Source organism: Patescibacteria group bacterium (genome assembly GCA_028710985.1).
In the GTDB taxonomy this organism is placed as follows: domain Bacteria; phylum Patescibacteriota; class Patescibacteriia; order JAHJFT01; family JAHJFT01; genus JAQTTB01.
In genome coordinates this window covers 142,138-159,616 of record JAQTTB010000002.1, presented here as the reverse complement: position 1 = coordinate 159,616, position 17,479 = coordinate 142,138, and the positions used below count along the sequence as shown (strand labels likewise).

At 49.8% G+C, this 17,479-nt stretch carries 18 protein-coding genes and 1 tRNA gene; 13 read left to right on the top strand and 6 right to left on the bottom strand.

From position 1 onward, the window contains the following. On the top strand, positions 1-627 hold a 627-nt coding region (locus PHW53_04585; GenBank protein MDD4995707.1), incomplete at its 5' end, for a hypothetical protein. A gap of 57 nt (positions 628-684) precedes the next feature. Here the strand turns inward: PHW53_04585 and PHW53_04580 are convergent. From PHW53_04580 to PHW53_04565, 4 genes are read right to left on the bottom strand one after another with little or no spacing between them, the layout of a single operon-like run. Continuing rightward, the gene (locus tag PHW53_04580) at positions 685-1,491 is read right to left on the bottom strand and encodes a metal ABC transporter permease (protein MDD4995706.1); all 807 of its coding nucleotides are present in this window, start codon (positions 1,489-1,491) and stop codon (positions 685-687) included. 5 nt (positions 1,492-1,496) lie between these two features. After that, the gene (locus tag PHW53_04575) at positions 1,497-2,255 is read right to left on the bottom strand and encodes a metal ABC transporter ATP-binding protein (GenBank protein MDD4995705.1); all 759 of its coding nucleotides are present in this window, start codon (positions 2,253-2,255) and stop codon (positions 1,497-1,499) included. Then, entirely contained in the window at positions 2,239-3,132 is an 894-nt protein-coding gene (locus PHW53_04570; GenBank protein MDD4995704.1) for a metal ABC transporter substrate-binding protein, read from the bottom strand. The genes PHW53_04575 and PHW53_04570 overlap by 17 nt, the downstream gene beginning before the upstream one ends. 3 nt (positions 3,133-3,135) lie before the next feature. Next, positions 3,136-4,125 (bottom strand): hypothetical protein, encoded by a 990-nt coding sequence (locus PHW53_04565; protein MDD4995703.1) that lies wholly within the window; start codon positions 4,123-4,125, stop codon positions 3,136-3,138. Positions 4,126-4,188: 63 nt separating this feature from the next. Here PHW53_04565 and PHW53_04560 point away from each other — a divergent pair, with 63 nt between their 5' ends. Beyond that, on the top strand, positions 4,189-4,845 hold the full coding sequence (locus PHW53_04560; GenBank protein MDD4995702.1) for a C39 family peptidase: 657 nt from the start codon (positions 4,189-4,191) through the stop codon (positions 4,843-4,845). Between the two features lie 16 nt (positions 4,846-4,861). Continuing rightward, on the top strand, positions 4,862-5,077 hold the full coding sequence (locus PHW53_04555) for a hypothetical protein (protein MDD4995701.1): 216 nt from the start codon (positions 4,862-4,864) through the stop codon (positions 5,075-5,077). A gap of 54 nt (positions 5,078-5,131) precedes the next feature. Here PHW53_04555 and PHW53_04550 read toward each other — a convergent pair whose 3' ends face one another. After that, a complete protein-coding gene (locus PHW53_04550; GenBank protein MDD4995700.1) occupies positions 5,132-6,055 on the bottom strand; it encodes a hypothetical protein in 924 nt (307 codons plus the stop codon). A gap of 71 nt (positions 6,056-6,126) precedes the next feature. Here PHW53_04550 and PHW53_04545 point away from each other — a divergent pair, with 71 nt between their 5' ends. The 5 genes from PHW53_04545 (at position 6,127) to PHW53_04525 (ending at position 12,990) form a co-directional block, all read left to right on the top strand. Next, on the top strand, positions 6,127-6,672 hold the full coding sequence (locus tag PHW53_04545; GenBank protein ID MDD4995699.1) for an epoxyqueuosine reductase QueH: 546 nt from the start codon (positions 6,127-6,129) through the stop codon (positions 6,670-6,672). A 52-nt stretch (positions 6,673-6,724) separates the two neighbouring features. Continuing rightward, positions 6,725-8,434 carry a DUF2207 domain-containing protein gene (locus PHW53_04540; protein ID MDD4995698.1) on the top strand — a complete coding sequence of 570 codons (1,710 nt, stop codon included), beginning with the start codon at positions 6,725-6,727 and terminating at the stop codon, positions 8,432-8,434. Between the two features lie 68 nt (positions 8,435-8,502). Further along, positions 8,503-9,027, top strand: coding sequence for a class I SAM-dependent methyltransferase (locus PHW53_04535; GenBank protein MDD4995697.1), 525 nt, complete (start codon positions 8,503-8,505; stop codon positions 9,025-9,027). A gap of 210 nt (positions 9,028-9,237) precedes the next feature. Beyond that, entirely contained in the window at positions 9,238-12,381 is a 3,144-nt protein-coding gene (locus PHW53_04530) for a vitamin B12-dependent ribonucleotide reductase (GenBank protein ID MDD4995696.1), read from the top strand. Positions 12,382-12,459: 78 nt separating this feature from the next. After that, positions 12,460-12,990, top strand: coding sequence for a cob(I)yrinic acid a,c-diamide adenosyltransferase (locus PHW53_04525; protein ID MDD4995695.1), 531 nt, complete (start codon positions 12,460-12,462; stop codon positions 12,988-12,990). 218 nt (positions 12,991-13,208) lie between these two features. Here PHW53_04525 and PHW53_04520 read toward each other — a convergent pair. Beyond that, a tRNA-Pro gene (locus tag PHW53_04520) sits at positions 13,209-13,284 on the bottom strand. Positions 13,285-13,859: 575 nt separating this feature from the next. Between PHW53_04520 and PHW53_04515 the strand changes: the two genes are divergently transcribed. From PHW53_04515 to PHW53_04495, 5 genes are all read left to right on the top strand, one after another. Beyond that, the gene (locus PHW53_04515) at positions 13,860-14,054 is read left to right on the top strand and encodes a hypothetical protein (protein MDD4995694.1); all 195 of its coding nucleotides are present in this window, start codon (positions 13,860-13,862) and stop codon (positions 14,052-14,054) included. A gap of 40 nt (positions 14,055-14,094) precedes the next feature. Beyond that, positions 14,095-15,291, top strand: coding sequence for a replication-associated recombination protein A (locus tag PHW53_04510; GenBank protein ID MDD4995693.1), 1,197 nt, complete (start codon positions 14,095-14,097; stop codon positions 15,289-15,291). Between the two features lie 110 nt (positions 15,292-15,401). Continuing rightward, positions 15,402-15,920, top strand: coding sequence for a DJ-1/PfpI family protein (locus PHW53_04505; protein ID MDD4995692.1), 519 nt, complete (start codon positions 15,402-15,404; stop codon positions 15,918-15,920). A 1-nt stretch (position 15,921) separates the two neighbouring features. Then, the gene (locus tag PHW53_04500; GenBank protein ID MDD4995691.1) at positions 15,922-16,245 is read left to right on the top strand and encodes a hypothetical protein; all 324 of its coding nucleotides are present in this window, start codon (positions 15,922-15,924) and stop codon (positions 16,243-16,245) included. Next, complete coding sequence (locus PHW53_04495) at positions 16,242-17,477, top strand: hypothetical protein (GenBank protein ID MDD4995690.1); 1,236 nt, start codon at positions 16,242-16,244, stop codon at positions 17,475-17,477. Before PHW53_04500 ends, PHW53_04495 begins: the two co-directional genes overlap by 4 nt. Positions 17,478-17,479: the final 2 nt, after the last annotated feature.

The following is a 17,479-nucleotide window of genomic DNA, read 5'->3' as shown; positions in this document are numbered from 1 at the left end:
TTAATCAGCCTGCTTCTCGGAATCCCGAGCATAAAGCGGAGATGGCTCATTGGCGGCATTTTTGTCTTGGTCTCGGGTTTTGTATATTTTTTGTTTCTGGCGGAGTGGCTTAATATATTGTTATTTATCGGTTTCCTTTTTTGGGTGCGAATTGCGATTGGCATTATTGCAATTGCGGCAGGTATTCATTTTCTGCACGAATATTGGACCAATCCGGAGGGAGTATGCAAGGTGACAGCATCACCCGGCCGCAAGCGTATTCTTGAATATCTTAAATTAGTGGCGCAGGGTGAAAATCTGTTCATTGCTCTGGGCGGCGTAGCCCTGATCGCCATTGCCGTTAATTTAATTGAACTTGTTTGTTCGGCTGGATTGCCGGCAGTATTTACGCAAGTGCTTTCCCTGAATCATCTGCCCGGTTGGTTATATTATATATATTTACTTGAGTATATATTTTTTTACATGCTGGATGATATGGTGATTTTTGTTCTCGCTATGCTGACTATGCAAATAACGGGCCTGAATTCAAAATACAGCCGGTTCTCGAATTTAATCGGCGGCGTCGTAATTTTGATAATGGGCGCGCTGCTGATTTTGCGGCCCGAGATTTTGACGTTCGGGATATAGTAAAAGGACGCATATATGCGTCCCCCTACATACGGATCGTGATATGCGGCCCGTATTTTATATTTTGAGAATTTTCTGGGCGAGAATCGTGAGAAAGAATAGAGCCGTGCCAAAGAGAATAATCACGGCGCCGGTCGGAAGATTCAGAATATAGGATAAGAAGAGGCCGCCGATAATTATGAATTCAGCAATAATCACACTTAATGACAAGAGGCTGCGAAAAGATTTTGCCAGGATTTTGGCGATTGACGCCGGAATGATGAGCAGGGCGGAGACGAGCACGATGCCGAGAATCTTAACGCCAAGAACCGTGGCTACGGCTAATGCGATATAGAAAATCAAATCAAGCGCCGTGGCATTAATACCGGCGACACGGGCGCCATCTTTATCGAAAGTAATAAATCCGATCTGTCGGTAAAAAATTAAAATGAACGCGATAACCGCGGCGGCAAAAACCGACATAATAATAAGTTCGGACACTTTTATGGCCAGGATGTTGCCAAAGAGAAAGCTGATGAGCTCGGGCTGATAGCCGGATTTTAATGTGATAAGAACGATGCCGAGCGCCATTGAGGCGGTAAACAAAATGCCGATAATGGTATCGGAGGAAAGTTTAGTTTTTCGTTCAAGGTAAAAAATTATTACTGCAAGAATTATGCTCCAGCCGATGGCGACAATTAGCGGGTTTGATGAGACAAGAATGCCAATCGCAATGCCGGCGAGCGAAGCATGCGCGATGCCGTCTCCGAAAAAGGCCATGCGGCGAAGAATCACAAAAACTCCAAGCATGGCAAGAAGCAGGCCGAGTATCAGTCCGCCGATAATCGCGCGCTGCATGAAAGGGAATTGAAGAATTTCTAGCATGAATTTTAATTATCGTGCTTATGTATCCCGACCTCTTCGCCGTAAAGTTTATTCAGAGTTTCGGCGGTCAGGACTTGCCGCGGCACGCCTTGGCAAACCATGGTTTTATTAAGGCAAATGACCCGGTCTGCGAATTTGTATACTACCTCAATTTCATGCGATACAAGCACGCAGGTTGAACCGTGCGTCCGGTTGAGATGGCGGATCAGTTCGTAGAAAGTCATTTCTCCGCCGATGTCGATGCCGGTTGACGGTTCGTCCAAAAAAATTATTTTCGGATCTCCGAGGATGGCGCGGGCAATCAAGACGCGCTGGACCTGCCCCCCGGATAGTTCGCCGACCAGGCGGTCTTTGTTTTCCAGCATGCCGATTTCTTTTAGGGCTTCAAATATTTTATTTTTTTTCTGGCCGTGCGGCAGGCCAAGCGCCAAAAATTCAGTAACCGTAATGGGAAAGGTTTTATCAAATTCAAAACGCTGGGGCACATAGGTCGGATGCGCACACCGTCCCTGATGATGGCCGAAGAGGTGGCGGCAGGGATGGGCTTTCTTTCCGAATATTTTAATCTCACCTGACTGGATCGGAATGAGCCCGAGCAGGGCGCGAAGGAGAGTGGTTTTGCCGGCGCCGTTCGGGCCGATAATCGCGCTGATTGTTCCGGAGGGTATCGAAAAATTCAGCTCATTCAAAACCGCGTCGTGATTAAAGGCCACGGTTAAATTCTTCGCTTCAATTGCCGGAATTTTTTTATTTGAGGGCGTCATGGATTGCCTGTGCGTTAAATTTCATTAAATCAATATATGTTTCGCGTCCGGCGAGCCCGCCTTCGGGATCAAGCACGGCAAGATTCATTCCCAGGTCTTCAAGAAAGGGGATGAGGAGCTGGCTTGAGAGCTGGGGTTCGGAAAAAATAGTTTTTACGTTGTATTCTTTGGCGGTGCGGCTCAACTCGGCAAGATATTGCGGCGTGGGTTCACTGCCGGGGTACGGTTCAAATGAGGCGATAATATTAATTCCATAATCTTTGGCAAAATATGGCCAAGCATCATGCATGGTGATGATATTCTTATCCGTCAAATTACCGAGCAATTTTTTAATTTCCCGGTCGGCGGCATCAAGCTCGGACAAAAATGAGGCAGTATTCTGGTCGTAGTATTCGCCGTTAATTGGATCGGCGCTCTTGAGCGCGTTCAGAATATTTAGTGAGATAATGCGGGCATTTTTGAGGCTCAACCAATAATGCGGATTGGCGCCCGATTCCTCTTCATCCGCTATGAGTTCGATGCCTTTATCCACGATGATTACTTCTGAATTCGGCAGGGCTTGGGCGGTTTGAGATGCCCAAGTGTCAAGTCCGTGGCCGATGGCGAAAATTAATTTCGATCCCTGAAGATCCCTGATTCGTTCCGGCGTTATTTCAAAAGTATGGGGGCTGGCGCCGGGCGGTGCAATCAAGAGAACATCCATTTTATCTCCGGCGATGTTTTTTGCGATATCATAAATCGGGAAGATGGTGGCCGCGACGCGGGGTTTGCCCGAGACGGCCGGAATAGAATTGCTGAATAGGCTCAAACACGCCGCCACGCCGATTATGGCAACGAGCGCGAGAAACAGGACGAGTAGAATTGCCTTAGTTTTCATAAATTATTTTTTCCAAAATTCTTTCATCGCGTTCCAGTAAGTCGGGTCGTCGAATTTTTCATCCATATAATACCACCATTCAACGCCCCAGAGGTAGATTTCCGAGAATCCGGATCGGCGGGCAAAATCGGCATTTGTTTTTATTGTTTCTACGGTCATGGCATCGTGCATCTGATCCAAAGTCATTTTGTTGATGTGGTCCGGCGCCCATGGCTCGGCCTGCAGTTCGCTGCAAATTACTTTTTGCACGAGCGGAATAATAAGTGTAATTTTATTATGATAAAAACTCGGAGTAAGGGGATAGTAGAAATATCCGAAATAGCGGTTGTAGGTGGTGCGGTAGAGGCTGACGCCGAGCACGTCGACTAATCCGGCGGTGCGCATCCAGGTTGAAAGTTCTCCGGACTCGGTGACCATGACCGGCCGTTCGTCGAGCGATTTCACTAAATCAATTTCACGTTTCAGGAATTCAAGATCACCGGCTGGGCATTCACCAAAAAAATCGAGCAAGGGCTCATTCTCTACCTGCCAATACACGATGGCGCCATTGTTCTGGTAACGGCGGACAACCTCGCTGATAAATTTTAAAGTGCGATCCTGGCGTACGGCTGCGGGCAGATTTTTTACCCAGGCCGGAAAGTAGCATTCGGGCCAGCGGGGCTGCCGCTGTCCCAAAACCAGGATGATTTTGACGTTCCGGGCCGCGGCTTCGGAAACATACCAGTCCAAATCGGAAAAATCGAATTCACCCGGAGTTTTTTCAATGCCGCTCCAGTAGCCGGGCAGGCGGACGTGGCTGACCCGAAGGTCGTCGAGCATGGCGGTAAAGACATCATGGGGAGGGAGGCCGAGTTCTTCGGCGAAGACCGGGCTAAAGGTGACGCCCCAAGCCGGTTCGCCCTGGCTGTAATCGGTGCGATTTGCGATGAACAAAAAAACTCCAAAGGTTAGTGTCGCGATGATGACAATGAATAATATCACCCTCCAGATCATATAGGGATATTATAACATTTTTTTATGCGCATTGATATGGTATAATAATATTGAAATTATAACATGTCTAGAATTCAATTTTTTTTATTTTTATTATTTTTTTTGCTGGTTTTGCCGATTGGAATTGACGGGGCACAGGGATTTTTGGTTGATATTCCGTTGTACAAGCAAGAGCATCGCCTGAGCTGCGAGGTCGCGAGTTTGCGGTCGGCTTTGGCGTATAAGGGCGTGAATGTCAGTGAATCGGAATTGATCAAGCTTCAGCCGGTGAGCGGACCAGCGCGGTACAGCCGGGGCGTGTGGGGCGATCCGAGCAAGGGTTATGTGGGCAACATCAACGGTAGTCAGCCGAGAATGACGGGATATGGCATCTATTGGGAGCCGGTCGCGAAAATGGCAAATAAATACCGTCCGGCAATAGCCATCCGCAAGGCAAAATGGCCGGATATTACATCAAATCTCAAGGCCGGGAACGCGGTGATTGTCTGGGGAAATTACACGCAAAATCCGCGCGCCATGATCTGGAAAACCTCGGAGGGCGCGAAGGTGCTCGGATTTGTGGGCGAACATACTTACGTGGTGACGGGCTGGGAAGGGACGGCGGAAAATCCGACGCAAGTTAATCTAGTTGACCCGATGAGGGGCCGCATCAAGATGAGTTACGCGGATTTCATGAAGAACTGGTCGTATCTGGATCACAGCGCGGTTATTATTAATTAATAATTTAGAAAATTTTATGGAAAAATTGGAGATAGTCTTCAAAGTAGTGCGGCAATTTTTTTGGTCGCTATTGATCCAGGGAGTTTTTTTAATCGCGCTCGGCATCCTGATCGCCATATTTCCGGAACTTTTAGTGGCGCTGGTTTCGGTGATGTTCGTGATTCTCGGCGTGGCGATTATCGTGATCGCGGTCAAGGTCTGGAAATATTCCAAGCTGACGATTGAACTGTAGAAAGAGGTAAAAAAATATCCCGTCCCCGAAGAGTGTTCGGTGGCGGGATTTTGTTTATACCTCCAAGAAGTGGCGGTCGCAGGCGGTAATGAGCCGTTGTGTCTGGCGCTGAATCCGGCGGGTGAAAAGGTGATTGCGGAGCGAGTGGAGGTTGCCGGGCTCGGCGAGGTAGAGCAGGCCGTTCTGCTGATTGCGCAGGATCTGGATGATGGCCGGGAAATATCCGGCGCGCGTGTAGCAGTTGATGGCGTAGCACAGATAGCCAAGCCGTTCGGCGGCGTTGAAGATCAAAGCTTCAACCGGGTAAGCCCGCTTGAGTACGAGCACAAGATTTTTATCTTCCTTTTCCAGGGAGAGAAGACCGATTTCTTCTTCCGGAGCGAAGGCGTACTGCAGGAGATATGCCTGAATCCAGCCATGGCGCTCTTCAGAGTCGGGCACGATTCTCGCGGCAATCTGCCGGAAGTATTCAAGTTCGCTCGCCTCGGTCTTGACCTTGTCCTTGTGCTTCCAGAGCGTATCGTTGGTGGCGATTTCGCCCCAGTCATGGAGCAGGAAAGCCTGCATCAGGACTTCACGGTCGATGCGGCGGCCGTACTCTTCTTCAAGGTTCGCGAGATAGGGGATGAAGAAGATGTCGCGGACGGTATGGAGCAGGGAATTCTCATGGCCGCCCCATTCGCGGTAGTTTGCCCAGCGCTCCACTTCTTCCAGCCGATAAAGCGTGGAATCTAGAGCTTTCCGGTCGCCGTCATTGAGGCTCGCGTAGCTGAAATTGTCCCCCATGAGTTTCTTAGCCACGCTTATTATGAAGTCGCGTTGGGGTATCCGTTCGCTGATTCCCCAAAGCGTTGCCAGGGTTTGAGGGTGGTGCTTGACGCAGGCGATGAGGGGCAGATAGTTAAGGATGAATTTTTGCGTAAGCCGCTGGACTCGAGAGGAGATTCCGACGATTTGGCCGGTGATTTGAGTTGCCAAGGCGCACCTCCATGTTTCGTTAAGGTTCTTTTTTGATTCTCTCGGTTATGATAAGATTTGTCAAGTAGTATATGGATGAGACAAAATCAAAATTACTTCTCCACACCTGTTGTGGCGTATGCGGCGCCTGGGTGCCGGAAATGCTCGCGGTCGAGTACGCGGTTACGATTTTTTATTTCAACCCGAATATTTATCCGACAGACGAATATGAACGCCGGCGGGACGCGGCCAAGGCGACGGCCGAACGGCTTGGGATTGAGTTTATTGAAGGAGAATATGATCACAATGCCTGGCTTGAGGCAGTGCGCGGGCTCGAGACCGAGTCCGAGGGCGGCAAGCGCTGCGCCGTCTGCTTTGACTATCGGTTAGGCGAGACGGCGCGTTATTCACGTGAGCATGGGTTTGATTTTTTTGCCACCACGCTCACGATCGGCCGCAATAAACGGGCGGATATAATCAATCCGATTGGCGAGAAACGGGCAGGGGAATATGGCGTCAAATTTTTGGCCGGGGATTGGAAAAAAGCCGGCGGGCAGGAAGAGACGCGGCGGCGCACGGCGGAACATGAAATCTATCGGCAGAATTACTGCGGATGTGAATTTTGGAAATTTGTTTGAATTTCCCTTGGATTGATGTAATATATAGGCATTGATTTTATATAATTTTATTATGAAAAAAGTATTAGCAATTGCATTTTTAGTGATCTTGACCGGCGCGTTTTGGTTTAGCCCAGTGTCGGCGCAGGCTGAGCAGATCGATTTGTTTCAGACCGTATTGCAGGTGAATGAGGACGGGTCGCTGACCGTGGCCGAGCGGATTGATTATAATTTTGGCGAGCTGGAGCGGCACGGTATTTATCGGACGATTCCGTACAAATACACGCGCGATGCGAGTAATTATAAATTGCGCATTGAAGTTTTAAGCGTGGCGGATGAGGCGGGTCAGCCCTATGCATACGAGATGAGCCGGTCGTTCGGCAAACTGGAAATCAAAATTGGCGACGCGAACACCCTCATAACCGGCATGCACACTTATATAATCCAATATAAGGTTTTGCGCGGGCTGAATTATTTTGATGATCACGACGAATTGTACTGGAATACGAGCGGAAACGAATGGGAAGTGCCAATTATATCGCATGAGGCCGAGGTGATTTTACCCGAAGGCGCGGTGAACGAGAACGCGATTGCCAAGTGTTTTACCGGCGCCTACGCGAGCACGGAGGAGGCGTGTACTATTGAATCCACGGACCGGGGTTTTTATTATCGTGCCAGCCGGGGGTTCGCGGCTTACGAAGGCATGACAATCGTGGCGGGCTGGGATAAGGGAGTTGTGGCCAAACCGAGTTTGATGCAAAATATATTCTGGTTTTTTCAGGATAACTGGGGCGGAGTTTTGCCGCTTATTACAATCGCCGCAATGTTCGCGCTCTGGTGGAAGCGCGGCAAGGATGAGCCGGGCCGGGGGACCATAATCCCGGAGTATGAGGCGCCGGACGGGCTTTTGCCGGCCGAACTAGGCACGGCAGTGGATACGCGCGCAGACATGAAGGATTTAAGCGCCACCATGATTGATCTGGCGCGGCGCGGGTTTATGAAAATAAAATACATTGAAGAAAAGCAGTTCATCGGCAAATCAATTGATTATGAGCTCGTCCGCCTGAACCCGGGCAAGGCGCCGGAAAGCAAATTTGAGCAGGATTATCTGGCCGCGGTTTTTGGCACAAAGGACGCGGTGCGCACTTCGGCGCTCAAGAATAAATTTTATAAAAGCCTGCCCGAACTGACCAAGGTTTTGTACGCCAAGATGATGGAAAAGAAATACTTTACCCACCGATCGGACTCGGTTAAGGCGGCTTATATTTCGGTCGGTATTGCCATTGCGACCATTGGCGGATTCGCGGCGTTTTCCAGCGGCTCGGCGGCCAACGGGGTCGGCGCGATTATCTCGGGAATTATTGTGATGTTTTTTTCGCGCTTCATGGTCAAGCGCACGCGCGATGGCAGCATCGTGAAGGAGCGAATTTTGGGGTTCAAGGACTTTCTCAAGGTGACGGAAACCGACCGCTTAAAGTTTCATAATGCCCCGGCAAAGAAACCGGAGCAATTTGAAGAATTTTTGGCATACGCCATGGTATTGGGCGTGGAAAAGGAATGGGCCGGGCAGTTTAAGGATATTTACACGACGGCGCCGGACTGGTATGAGGGCCAGCCGGGCATGTTCAATACTCTCTTGTTTGTGAGTACGCTGAATTCATTTGAAAGTTCAACGCGGAGCACTATGGCTTCGCGTCCGTCCTCGGCCGGGAGCGGGGGGAGCGGGTTTTCCGGCGGCGGTTCGGGTGGGGGATTTGGCGGCGGAGGCGGCGGAAGCTGGTAAGCATGACGAGCTTGTAGGAATTAGCCTGCCTGCCGGCAGGCAGGCTTGTAGCTTGTAGGAATTATTTTATGGTATATTTGGTTGTTGAATTATTCTTTCTTTCACTGGGTCTGTTTTGGACCATGGTTGTGTTTATTTCAAATTTTATGAGCGCGCCGTGGGTGCCGCTTACGACAGCTAAAGTTCGACGTATGCTTGAGATTGCCGAGGTCAAGCCCAATGAGGTGGTAATGGATTTGGGTTCGGGCGATGCCCGGGTTTTGATTGAAGCAGCTAAAAAATTTCAGGCCCGGGGCGTGGGCATTGAACTAAACCCGTTTCTGGCCTGGTTGTCTCGGCTGGATTTGTGGATCAGGGGATTGGGAGGCCGTGTCAAAATCAAGCGCGGTAACATGTATAAAGCTGATTTTGGCCAAGCCGATGTGATTACCGCCTACCTTATGCCCAAGGCCATGGTTCGACTCGAAGAAAAGATTGAAAAAGAGGTTAAGCCTGGGGCGAGGGTGGTTTGTTGCGCCTTTCCGCTTCTCAGGCGGTCGGCGGTCCGGAAAGAGCGGGTTGGGGCGGGGTGCTTTTATCTGTATAAATTTTAGGCAATAGCAGAACCAGAAATTGGGTGAGTTATCCACAAGCGGAACACAATATCTTGTGTTATAATAGTTTTTGCGGGCACAAGATATTGTGTCAGGACATTAATATGAGTTATCCGTTTTACGACTCACCTGCCTGCCCTGCCTACCGGCAGGCAGGCGGCAGGCAGGTATTTTTTATTCTCGCTTTAAATACAGCTAAATATTGCCAATATGGACCAATCAATTTCGCGCGGCCAAGAAAAACAATTTTTTTCCGTCACGGATTCACTTGCGGCCAAGGAGGTGCCGGAGCGGGTTTGGCAGTATTTGGCCACGGTAAAAAATATAAAGAAAAGAAACGGGGACGTGCAGGATTTCAACCCGGATAAGCTCACCAAATCTATTTGGTACAGCTTTACGGACGCGGGGATGAAGGATGCGGCTCTGGCGCGCAAGGTCGCGAGCCAGGTCTTGAGCCGGCTGGCGTATCAATTCAACGGGCACACCACCCCGACGTCCGATGAGGTGCGTGAAATTGTTCAGGTAACGCTGATTGACCATAATCTGACGCACGTGGCCAAGTGTTTTATTGCTTACCGCCAGAAAAAAGGCCAGAGCCTGGAGAAGGTTCCGGTTTACGGTCCGGGCATCCGGTTCACGCGGTTTTTTACAGTTCCGGGAGTACATCCATATGATGCGATTGAGTGGGAGCGGCGTGACGCCCGCATCACGAACGACAAGGGCGAGGTGGTTTTTGAGCAAAAGGATGTTGAGGTTCCCAAAGCCTGGTCGCAAACCGCGACAAATATTGTTGTTTCCAAATATTTTCGCGGCCAGATTGGCAAACCGGATCGGGAGTTGAGCCTGAAGCAGATGATTGACCGGGTTACAAAAACGATTACCGACTGGGGGCGCTGCGGTGGATATTTTGAAACCCAGGAAGACGCGCAGGCGTTTGAAGACGAGCTATGTTATATTCTCGCGAATCAATACGCGGCGTTCAATAGCCCAGTCTGGTTTAATGTGGGTATCAGCGAGCGGCCGCAGACATCGGCATGCTTTATTAATTCGGTGCAGGATGACATGCGTTCGATTCTGAACCTCGCGATGACCGAGGGCATGCTTTTTAAATACGGTTCCGGAACGGGCAGCAATCTTTCATCACTTCGTTCTTCAAAAGAGTTTCTGGGTTCCTCGTCGGGCAAGTCTTCGGGGCCGGTTTCTTTCATGAAGGGCTTTGACGCTTTTGCCGGGGTTATCAAGTCCGGCGGCAAGACGCGGCGCGCGGCCAAGATGGTAATTTTAAATATTGACCATCCGGATATTGTTGAATTTATAAACTGCAAATCCAGCGAAGAGAAAAAAGCATGGGCGTTAATTGACGCGGGGTATGACGGATCATTTGACGGCGAGGCGTATAATTCAATATTTTTTCAAAATGCAAATAACAGCGTGCGCGTGAACGACGATTTCATGCACGCGGTTGAGGCGGATGAAGAGTGGGCGACAAAAAAAGTGACCACCGGCGAGACACTTGAAAAATTTCGCGCCAAGGATTTGATGAAGCAGATTTCCAAGGCGGCGTGGATTTGCGGCGATCCGGGCCTGCAGTTCGACACGACCGTGAACCGCTGGCACACCTGTCCGGTGTCGGGCCGCATTAATGCCTCCAATCCCTGCTCGGAATATATGTTTCTGGATGATTCGGCGTGCAATCTCGCTTCAATCAATTTGATGAAATGCCGTCGTGAAGACGGTGAGTTTGATACGCAACAATTTATCCATACCGCTCGGACCTTGGTCACGGCGCAGGAGATTGTGATTGACAATTCTTCCTATCCTACGCCGGCGATCGAGCAGAACGCGCGGGATTTTCGTCCGCTCGGGCTGGGGTATGCCAATCTCGGCGCGCTTCTTATGTCGCGCGGCCTGGCTTATGACGGTGATGAAGGACGAAATTTCGCGGCCGGAGTGACATCTCTTATGACCGCGACGGCTTATGACCAGTCGGCCCGCCTGGCGGAACGCCTGGGCACCTTCCGTTGTTATCCGGAAAATGAAGAATCGTTTTTGCGTGTGATTGAAATGCATCGTGATGCGAGCCAGCGGATCGAACCGGCGGGCGCGCCGCCGCTTCTTCTGGAAACAGCAAACCGCATGTGGGATGAGGCTTTGGCGCACGGCCAAGAGAGCGGGTACAAGAACGCGCAGGTGACGGTTCTTGCGCCGACCGGAACGATCGGATTCTTGATGGATTGCGATACCACGGGCATTGAGCCGGATATCGCGCTTGTAAAATATAAATGGCTGGTCGGCGGCGGCTTAATTAAAATGATTAATCACACCGTGCCTGAAGCGCTTGCCGATCTGGGATATCCGGCCGAACAGGTAAAGTTGATCCTGGAATACATTGACGCGAACGATACGATTGAGGGCGCGCCGAATCTCAAAGAAGAGCATCTCAAGGTTTTTGACTGCGCTTTTAAACCGCAGAACGGCAAGCGAAGTATCCATTACATCGGACACGTGAAAATGATGTCCGCGGTCCAGCCGTTTCTTTCGGGTGCGATTTCCAAAACCGTAAACATGCCGGAGGATGCGACCGAAGATGAAATCGCGGAAACTTATATGCTGGCCTGGCGTTCTGGTCTTAAGGCAATCGCGATCTACCGCAACAATTCAAAACGCACCCAGCCGCTCACTACTTCGAAAGACGGCAAGGATGTGAAACCGGCAAAAGCGGCCGAGGCAAGAGCCGAAGAGTACAAGCCGCGCCGCCGCCGTATGCCGGATGAGCGCCGTTCTATCACCCATAAATTCTCGGTAGCCAATCACGAGGGTTATATTACGGTCGGTATGTTTGACAACGGCGAACCAGGAGAGATTTTTATCACCATGAGCAAGACGGGCAGCGTGATCTCCGGACTCATGGACGCATTTGCCACGTCAGTTTCAATTGGCATGCAGTACGGAGTGCCGCTCCGCGTGCTGGTGAATAAATTCGCGCACATGCGGTTTGAGCCGTCGGGTGTGACTAACAATCCGAATATCCGTATCGCGAAATCAATTATTGATTATATTTTCCGCTGGTTGTCTATGAAATTTTTGCCGGCCGAAGAGCAGGCAATGATCGGCATCAACGCGCCGCAGGAACTGCCCCAGCAGATAGAGACGCAGACGCCCTCGGAAAAGGTTGAAGAGATTGATTTGAAAAAACAAAAATTACCGCTCGGCCGCCAGCTCGGACAGGATGACACAGTGACTTTTGACATGCAAGCCGACGCGCCGGTTTGCGATACCTGCGGCAGCATGATGGTGAGAAACGGCGCGTGCTATAAATGTTTGAACTGCGGAGGAACGAGCGGCTGCTCCTGACGAGCTTGTAGCTTGTAGGAAGTAGCCTGCCTGCCGGCAGGCAGGCTTGTAGGAATTTAATACAATAATCTCTACGAGATGATACATGTCTATACTGGTGATGGAAAAGGGAAGACCACGGCGGCAATCGGACTTGCGATGAGGGCGGTGCAGTCAGGACGGCGCGTGGCGATTGTGTATTTTGACAAGGGCGGGGATTTTTATTCGGAAAGAAAGATGTTTGAAAAGCGTTTTGCAGACGAAATTGATTTTTGGGCATGCGGCCGCGCGAGGTTTAACCCAGCAACGGATCAATTTGATTTTTCGGTAACCGATGAGGACAGGTGGGAAGCAAAAAGGGGATTGGAAATCGCGCGCGAGATCCTGGAACGCGCCGAGCATGATGTTTTGATTCTTGACGAGATTAATAATATTCTGCATCAGGAACTTGTCGCGCTCGCCGATGTTCTGGATTTGATTTTGCCCAAGCCGGAGCGCATTGAATTGGTGCTTACCGGACGCAACGCGCGGCCGGAAATAATGCAGGCCGCGGATCTGGTGACTGACATGAGGAATGTGAAGCATTATATGGATCAGGGTGTCGCGGCGAGAGCGGGAATTGATTATTAGCGAATTAAATTCAAAAACCGCCCCGGTATCCGGCGGCGGTTTTATTTATTTTTTGGTCGGGTCTGCCTGCGGCAGGCAGGCTGGCGGGACTCCCGCTCGCTCCGACCTGCCTGCCGGCAGGCAGGCTCGCGGTCCGGGGCGCTGCGCACCAAATGCTCCCAGGGTCGCATTTTCTCGCGCCCTTCGAGTCCCTTTTCGAAATAGATTTGTATTTATAATGGTCGGGCTGGCGGGACTCGAACCCGCGGCCTCATCGTCCCGAACGATGCGCGCTACCAACTGCGCTACAGCCCGATGAAATATTCTTTAGCTTAATATGGCCCTCTTCGATGATTTTTTCAATAAAATCTCGACGCTTTAATTTTTTTAGTCTGTATTCAATTTGTTTTGCCTCGGTAATTGTATCATAGGATTGTACAAGCTTTAATACCCATGGCCCCTTGTTTTTCGTTGATTTCACTCTGCCGTAATTATGATCAATTAGTCGATGCGCTACATCTGTGCTAGAGCCGATATAAAATCTACCATTAGAGGTGCTTTGTAAAATATATACAAATCCTTTTCTCATCTTTTTTAATATTCTAAAGTATGAGTCCCGACTTCCGCCCGCGGCGGAATGTCGGGACGCTACAGCCCGATGAAATATTAATTGAGTATTAAGCTACAGCCTGCCTGCCGCAGGCAGGCCCGATGAAGAATAATTTGACTAAATTCTAGCATGTTTGTAATATTAAGTCAAGAATTTCGCTTATATTAAATAAAAAAGTCTCCCGCACCGCGGGAGACGAGACGCGTTAGCCATCCAGTACCCAGGTGTGCAGGGCATCTTCCGGCCGCTCATAAGAGACGGTCTTGAGGACGAGTCCGCAATGTGGACAGAAGAAGTCGGTTTTGCCGGGTTCAATGTCCGAAGGCGACCGATGGGGCGGCTGATGAAAGCCGAAATGGCAGCGAAAGTCTCGCCACAGTTCGTCATCCCAGAGATTGGAAAAGAACTCCCTTACCTTATTCATCCCTTCCTCCTTGAAATATTGGCAACAGTTTATCATTATGGATTTATTTAGTCAAAACCTAAGGCGCACACCCTCGCCGCTCGCGGATCGTATGAGGCCAAGGACTTTGAGCGAGTTCGTCGGCCAGGAGCATTTGGTCGGCGAAGGCAAAATGCTGCGCAATCTTCTGGAGAGCGATCAGCCGCCTTCAATGATTTTTTGGGGTCCGCCCGGAACCGGCAAGACAACGCTCGCGAAAATTATTGCCAATCAGACCAAATCAAATTTCGTGGAGGTTACAGCCGTTTCCACGGGAATCGCCGAGGTCAAAAAGATTATTGAAAAAGCCAAAGAAGACCGCCGGCTCTATCTTAAAAAAACAATATTTTTTGTTGACGAAATACACCGTTTCAACAAAGCCCAGCAGGACGCGTTTTTGCCGCACGTTGAACAGGGAAACATAATTTTAATCGGTGCGACAACCGAAAATCCGAGCTTTGAAGTAAATTCCGCGCTTTTATCGCGGTGCCGGGTTTTTGTTTTGAACCTGCTCAAGCCCGCGGAAACCCGGCGTATTCTGGACTTCGCCCTTCGAGATGAAGTCAGGGGACTCGGGGCAATGAATATTCAAGTTGAGCCAAAAGTCCTGGATTATCTTGCCAACATGGCGGCCGGAGATGCGCGGACCGCGTTAAACGCCCTGGAGACTGCGGTTAACTCCACTTCAAAAAACGGTCAAAAAATGGTAAAATTGGAGCTGAAGGACCTCGCCGAGGCGCTCCAGCGGACACATCTTTTGTATGACAAGACCGGCGAAGAGCATTACAACATAATTTCCGCTCTGCATAAGTCAATGCGCGGTTCGGATGCGAATGCGGCGCTTTATTGGCTCGGCCGCATGCTCGAGGGTGGTGAAGACCCGCTTTATGTGGCGCGGCGGCTGGTCCGGTTCGCAAGCGAGGATATCGGCCTTGCGGATCCAAACGCGCTGGTTCAAGCGGTTTCGGCGTTCACGGCATCGCATTATCTCGGCATGCCGGAATGCAACGTAATTCTGGCGCAGGCCGTGGCATATCTTTCCAAAGCTCCGAAATCAAACAAACTTTACATGGCATACTGCAGCGTGCAGAAAGATATTAAAGAGTTGGAGAATTTGCCCGTGCCCTTGCATATCCGGAACGCGCCTACGGATTTAATGAAGGATCTGGGATATGGCAAGGGGTATAAATACAATCCAAATTACGAGGGCAAGGTGGAACAGGACTATCTGCCCGAAGAATTGAAGGGACGGAAATATTTGAATAGTTAAAAGTCAAAAGTCTAAAGTTAAAAGTTGAGTTAAAAGTCGTTAAGTCAATAACTTTTAGACTTTGGACTTGACTTTAGACTTTTAACTTTTAACTTTTGACTAAATAAAATATGGCGTTGCGAAGTAAGAAAATATTGATGGTTGTCGCGCCCGAGGGTTTTAAAGACGATGAGTGCTTTATTCCTAGGGAGATTCTTGAAAAAGAAGGTGCCGTGGTGCAGGTTGCTTCTTTGGATTCCGGCATCGCGACGAGCGAAAACGGCAAGAGCCTTGATGTGGATTTCGCGGCCGATGAAGTGAGGGCCGAAGATTTTGACGCCGTGATTTTTGTCGGCGGACCGGGCATGGGCGAGCATGTTAAAGAACCGAGTTTTGTGGATTTGGCGCGTGATTTTTACGATCTGGGTAAGATCGTGGCGGCAATCTGCGTGGCGCCGCTGATTCTGGCGAACGCCGGAATACTTTCGGCCAAGTCAGCGACTTCGTGGTCCGGCGGGCAAACCGAGCTTGAGGAAGCCGGCGCGAAATGGACCGGAGAGCTGGTGGAAGTTGACGGAAAAATTATCACGGCACGAGGGCCGTCGGCAGCCGGAAAATTCGGCCGGGCATTGGTAAAATTTTTAAGCTGATATGAATGATGAAAAATGGGACAAAATAAAAGGCATAGTGAAAGACAGTTTTAAGGTTGAGGAAGAAAACAGCGGCGAGCTCGAGGACATCCCGCGCTCAAGGGTTGAATGGCTTGTTTTTGAGGGTCCGATGGGGCGCATCCGCATAGAACGCACAACCAAGCCGGTTGTGCTGGATAAAAAGATGACTTATTCCAAGCGCATGGGCGATACGGCGGCGGTTGATTATATTTATTCCGAAGATGAATACAGCCAGACCTTTAAAGCCTATATCTGGAAGGATAGTGACTGGGTTGAAATAAACGCCGCCAATTTGGGGCTATGAGAATTTTTGAAAACACCAAAATCGTTCTCTGGATTATATTTTTCGTGATTGGTGTTTTTTTGATTGTCGGCGTTTACGCGTATTTTGTTACTTTGCCGGAGGCATTTCTCGCGGTGGCGATTAAAAAGTTCGCGCGGGTTGAAACCGCATATTATGATTTACAGTTTGAGGCGGTTGGAAATTTGATAAAGCCCGGAACCGTGATAAGCGGTCTGGGTTATTCCAAAAAAGTGCATCAGGCCGAGGGCAAGATTAAAGGCAATATTTTCGGAGTGATTGACACGGCGACGCCGGGCATGCCGTATATCGCGGACGCGAGAATTACGGCATATGATAAAGGCCAAAAAAATAAATACGTTATTGATTTTTCACAAACCGTAACCGCGGACGGCTCGTTTATTGAGATTGATAAAGCGCCGACCAGTGAGGAAATCAATCTTGAACCGTTTTTTGACAAATCGGCTGAGACGGACCAGGATTTTTTTGAACAGTTCTGCGGATGGATTAATCATAATCTTGCGGCGCAGCAGGTGACAGATATAAGGCGGCTTATTATCGACAGCCGGCTTTTTAAATTTAAAGAAAAAATAGGTTATGACTTTTTTGGATTTAATTTAGTGCGCGGTTTTAGTGTTGAACTGGACAAAGACGCGGCTTTGGAGTTTGTAAAAAATTATAATTTAATTACGCGCGGACGCGGTCTCAAGCCAAGCGAATTACCGCGCATTGAAGATTGGATAAATAAAATTGGGGGCATGGACATTGAATTCTGGATCGGCTGGAGCAATAAGAATATTTATCGGATCGTTGTGCGCGGGAATTATGCGCAGGATAACGGAACCGACGTGAATTTCGCGATTGTATTAAATCTTTCAGATTTTAACGGCGAACAATCAATTGAGGCTCCGGAGAATGCCAAACCGGCGCGCGATATTCTGCGCGGCGCCGGTGGCTTGCCGCAGGCCGGCGAAGCCGAGTCGCTGCCCGAGGGCGGGACAGAGTCGTTTGGGCAGGGCTCAACGGTTCTTCAGACGAGCGGCGGCGCCGGGGGAGGAGCGATTGACGAGTCGGGCTTTCGCGACGCGGACCGCGACGGACTTTATGATACTTTTGAATTTTCCCTGGGTACGAATCCGAATAATCCGGATACTGACAGCGACGGCATGGATGACGGCGAAGAGGTGAAGAACGGACGGAATCCGGCCGGCGAGGGTATGCTTTTTGATTATTAATT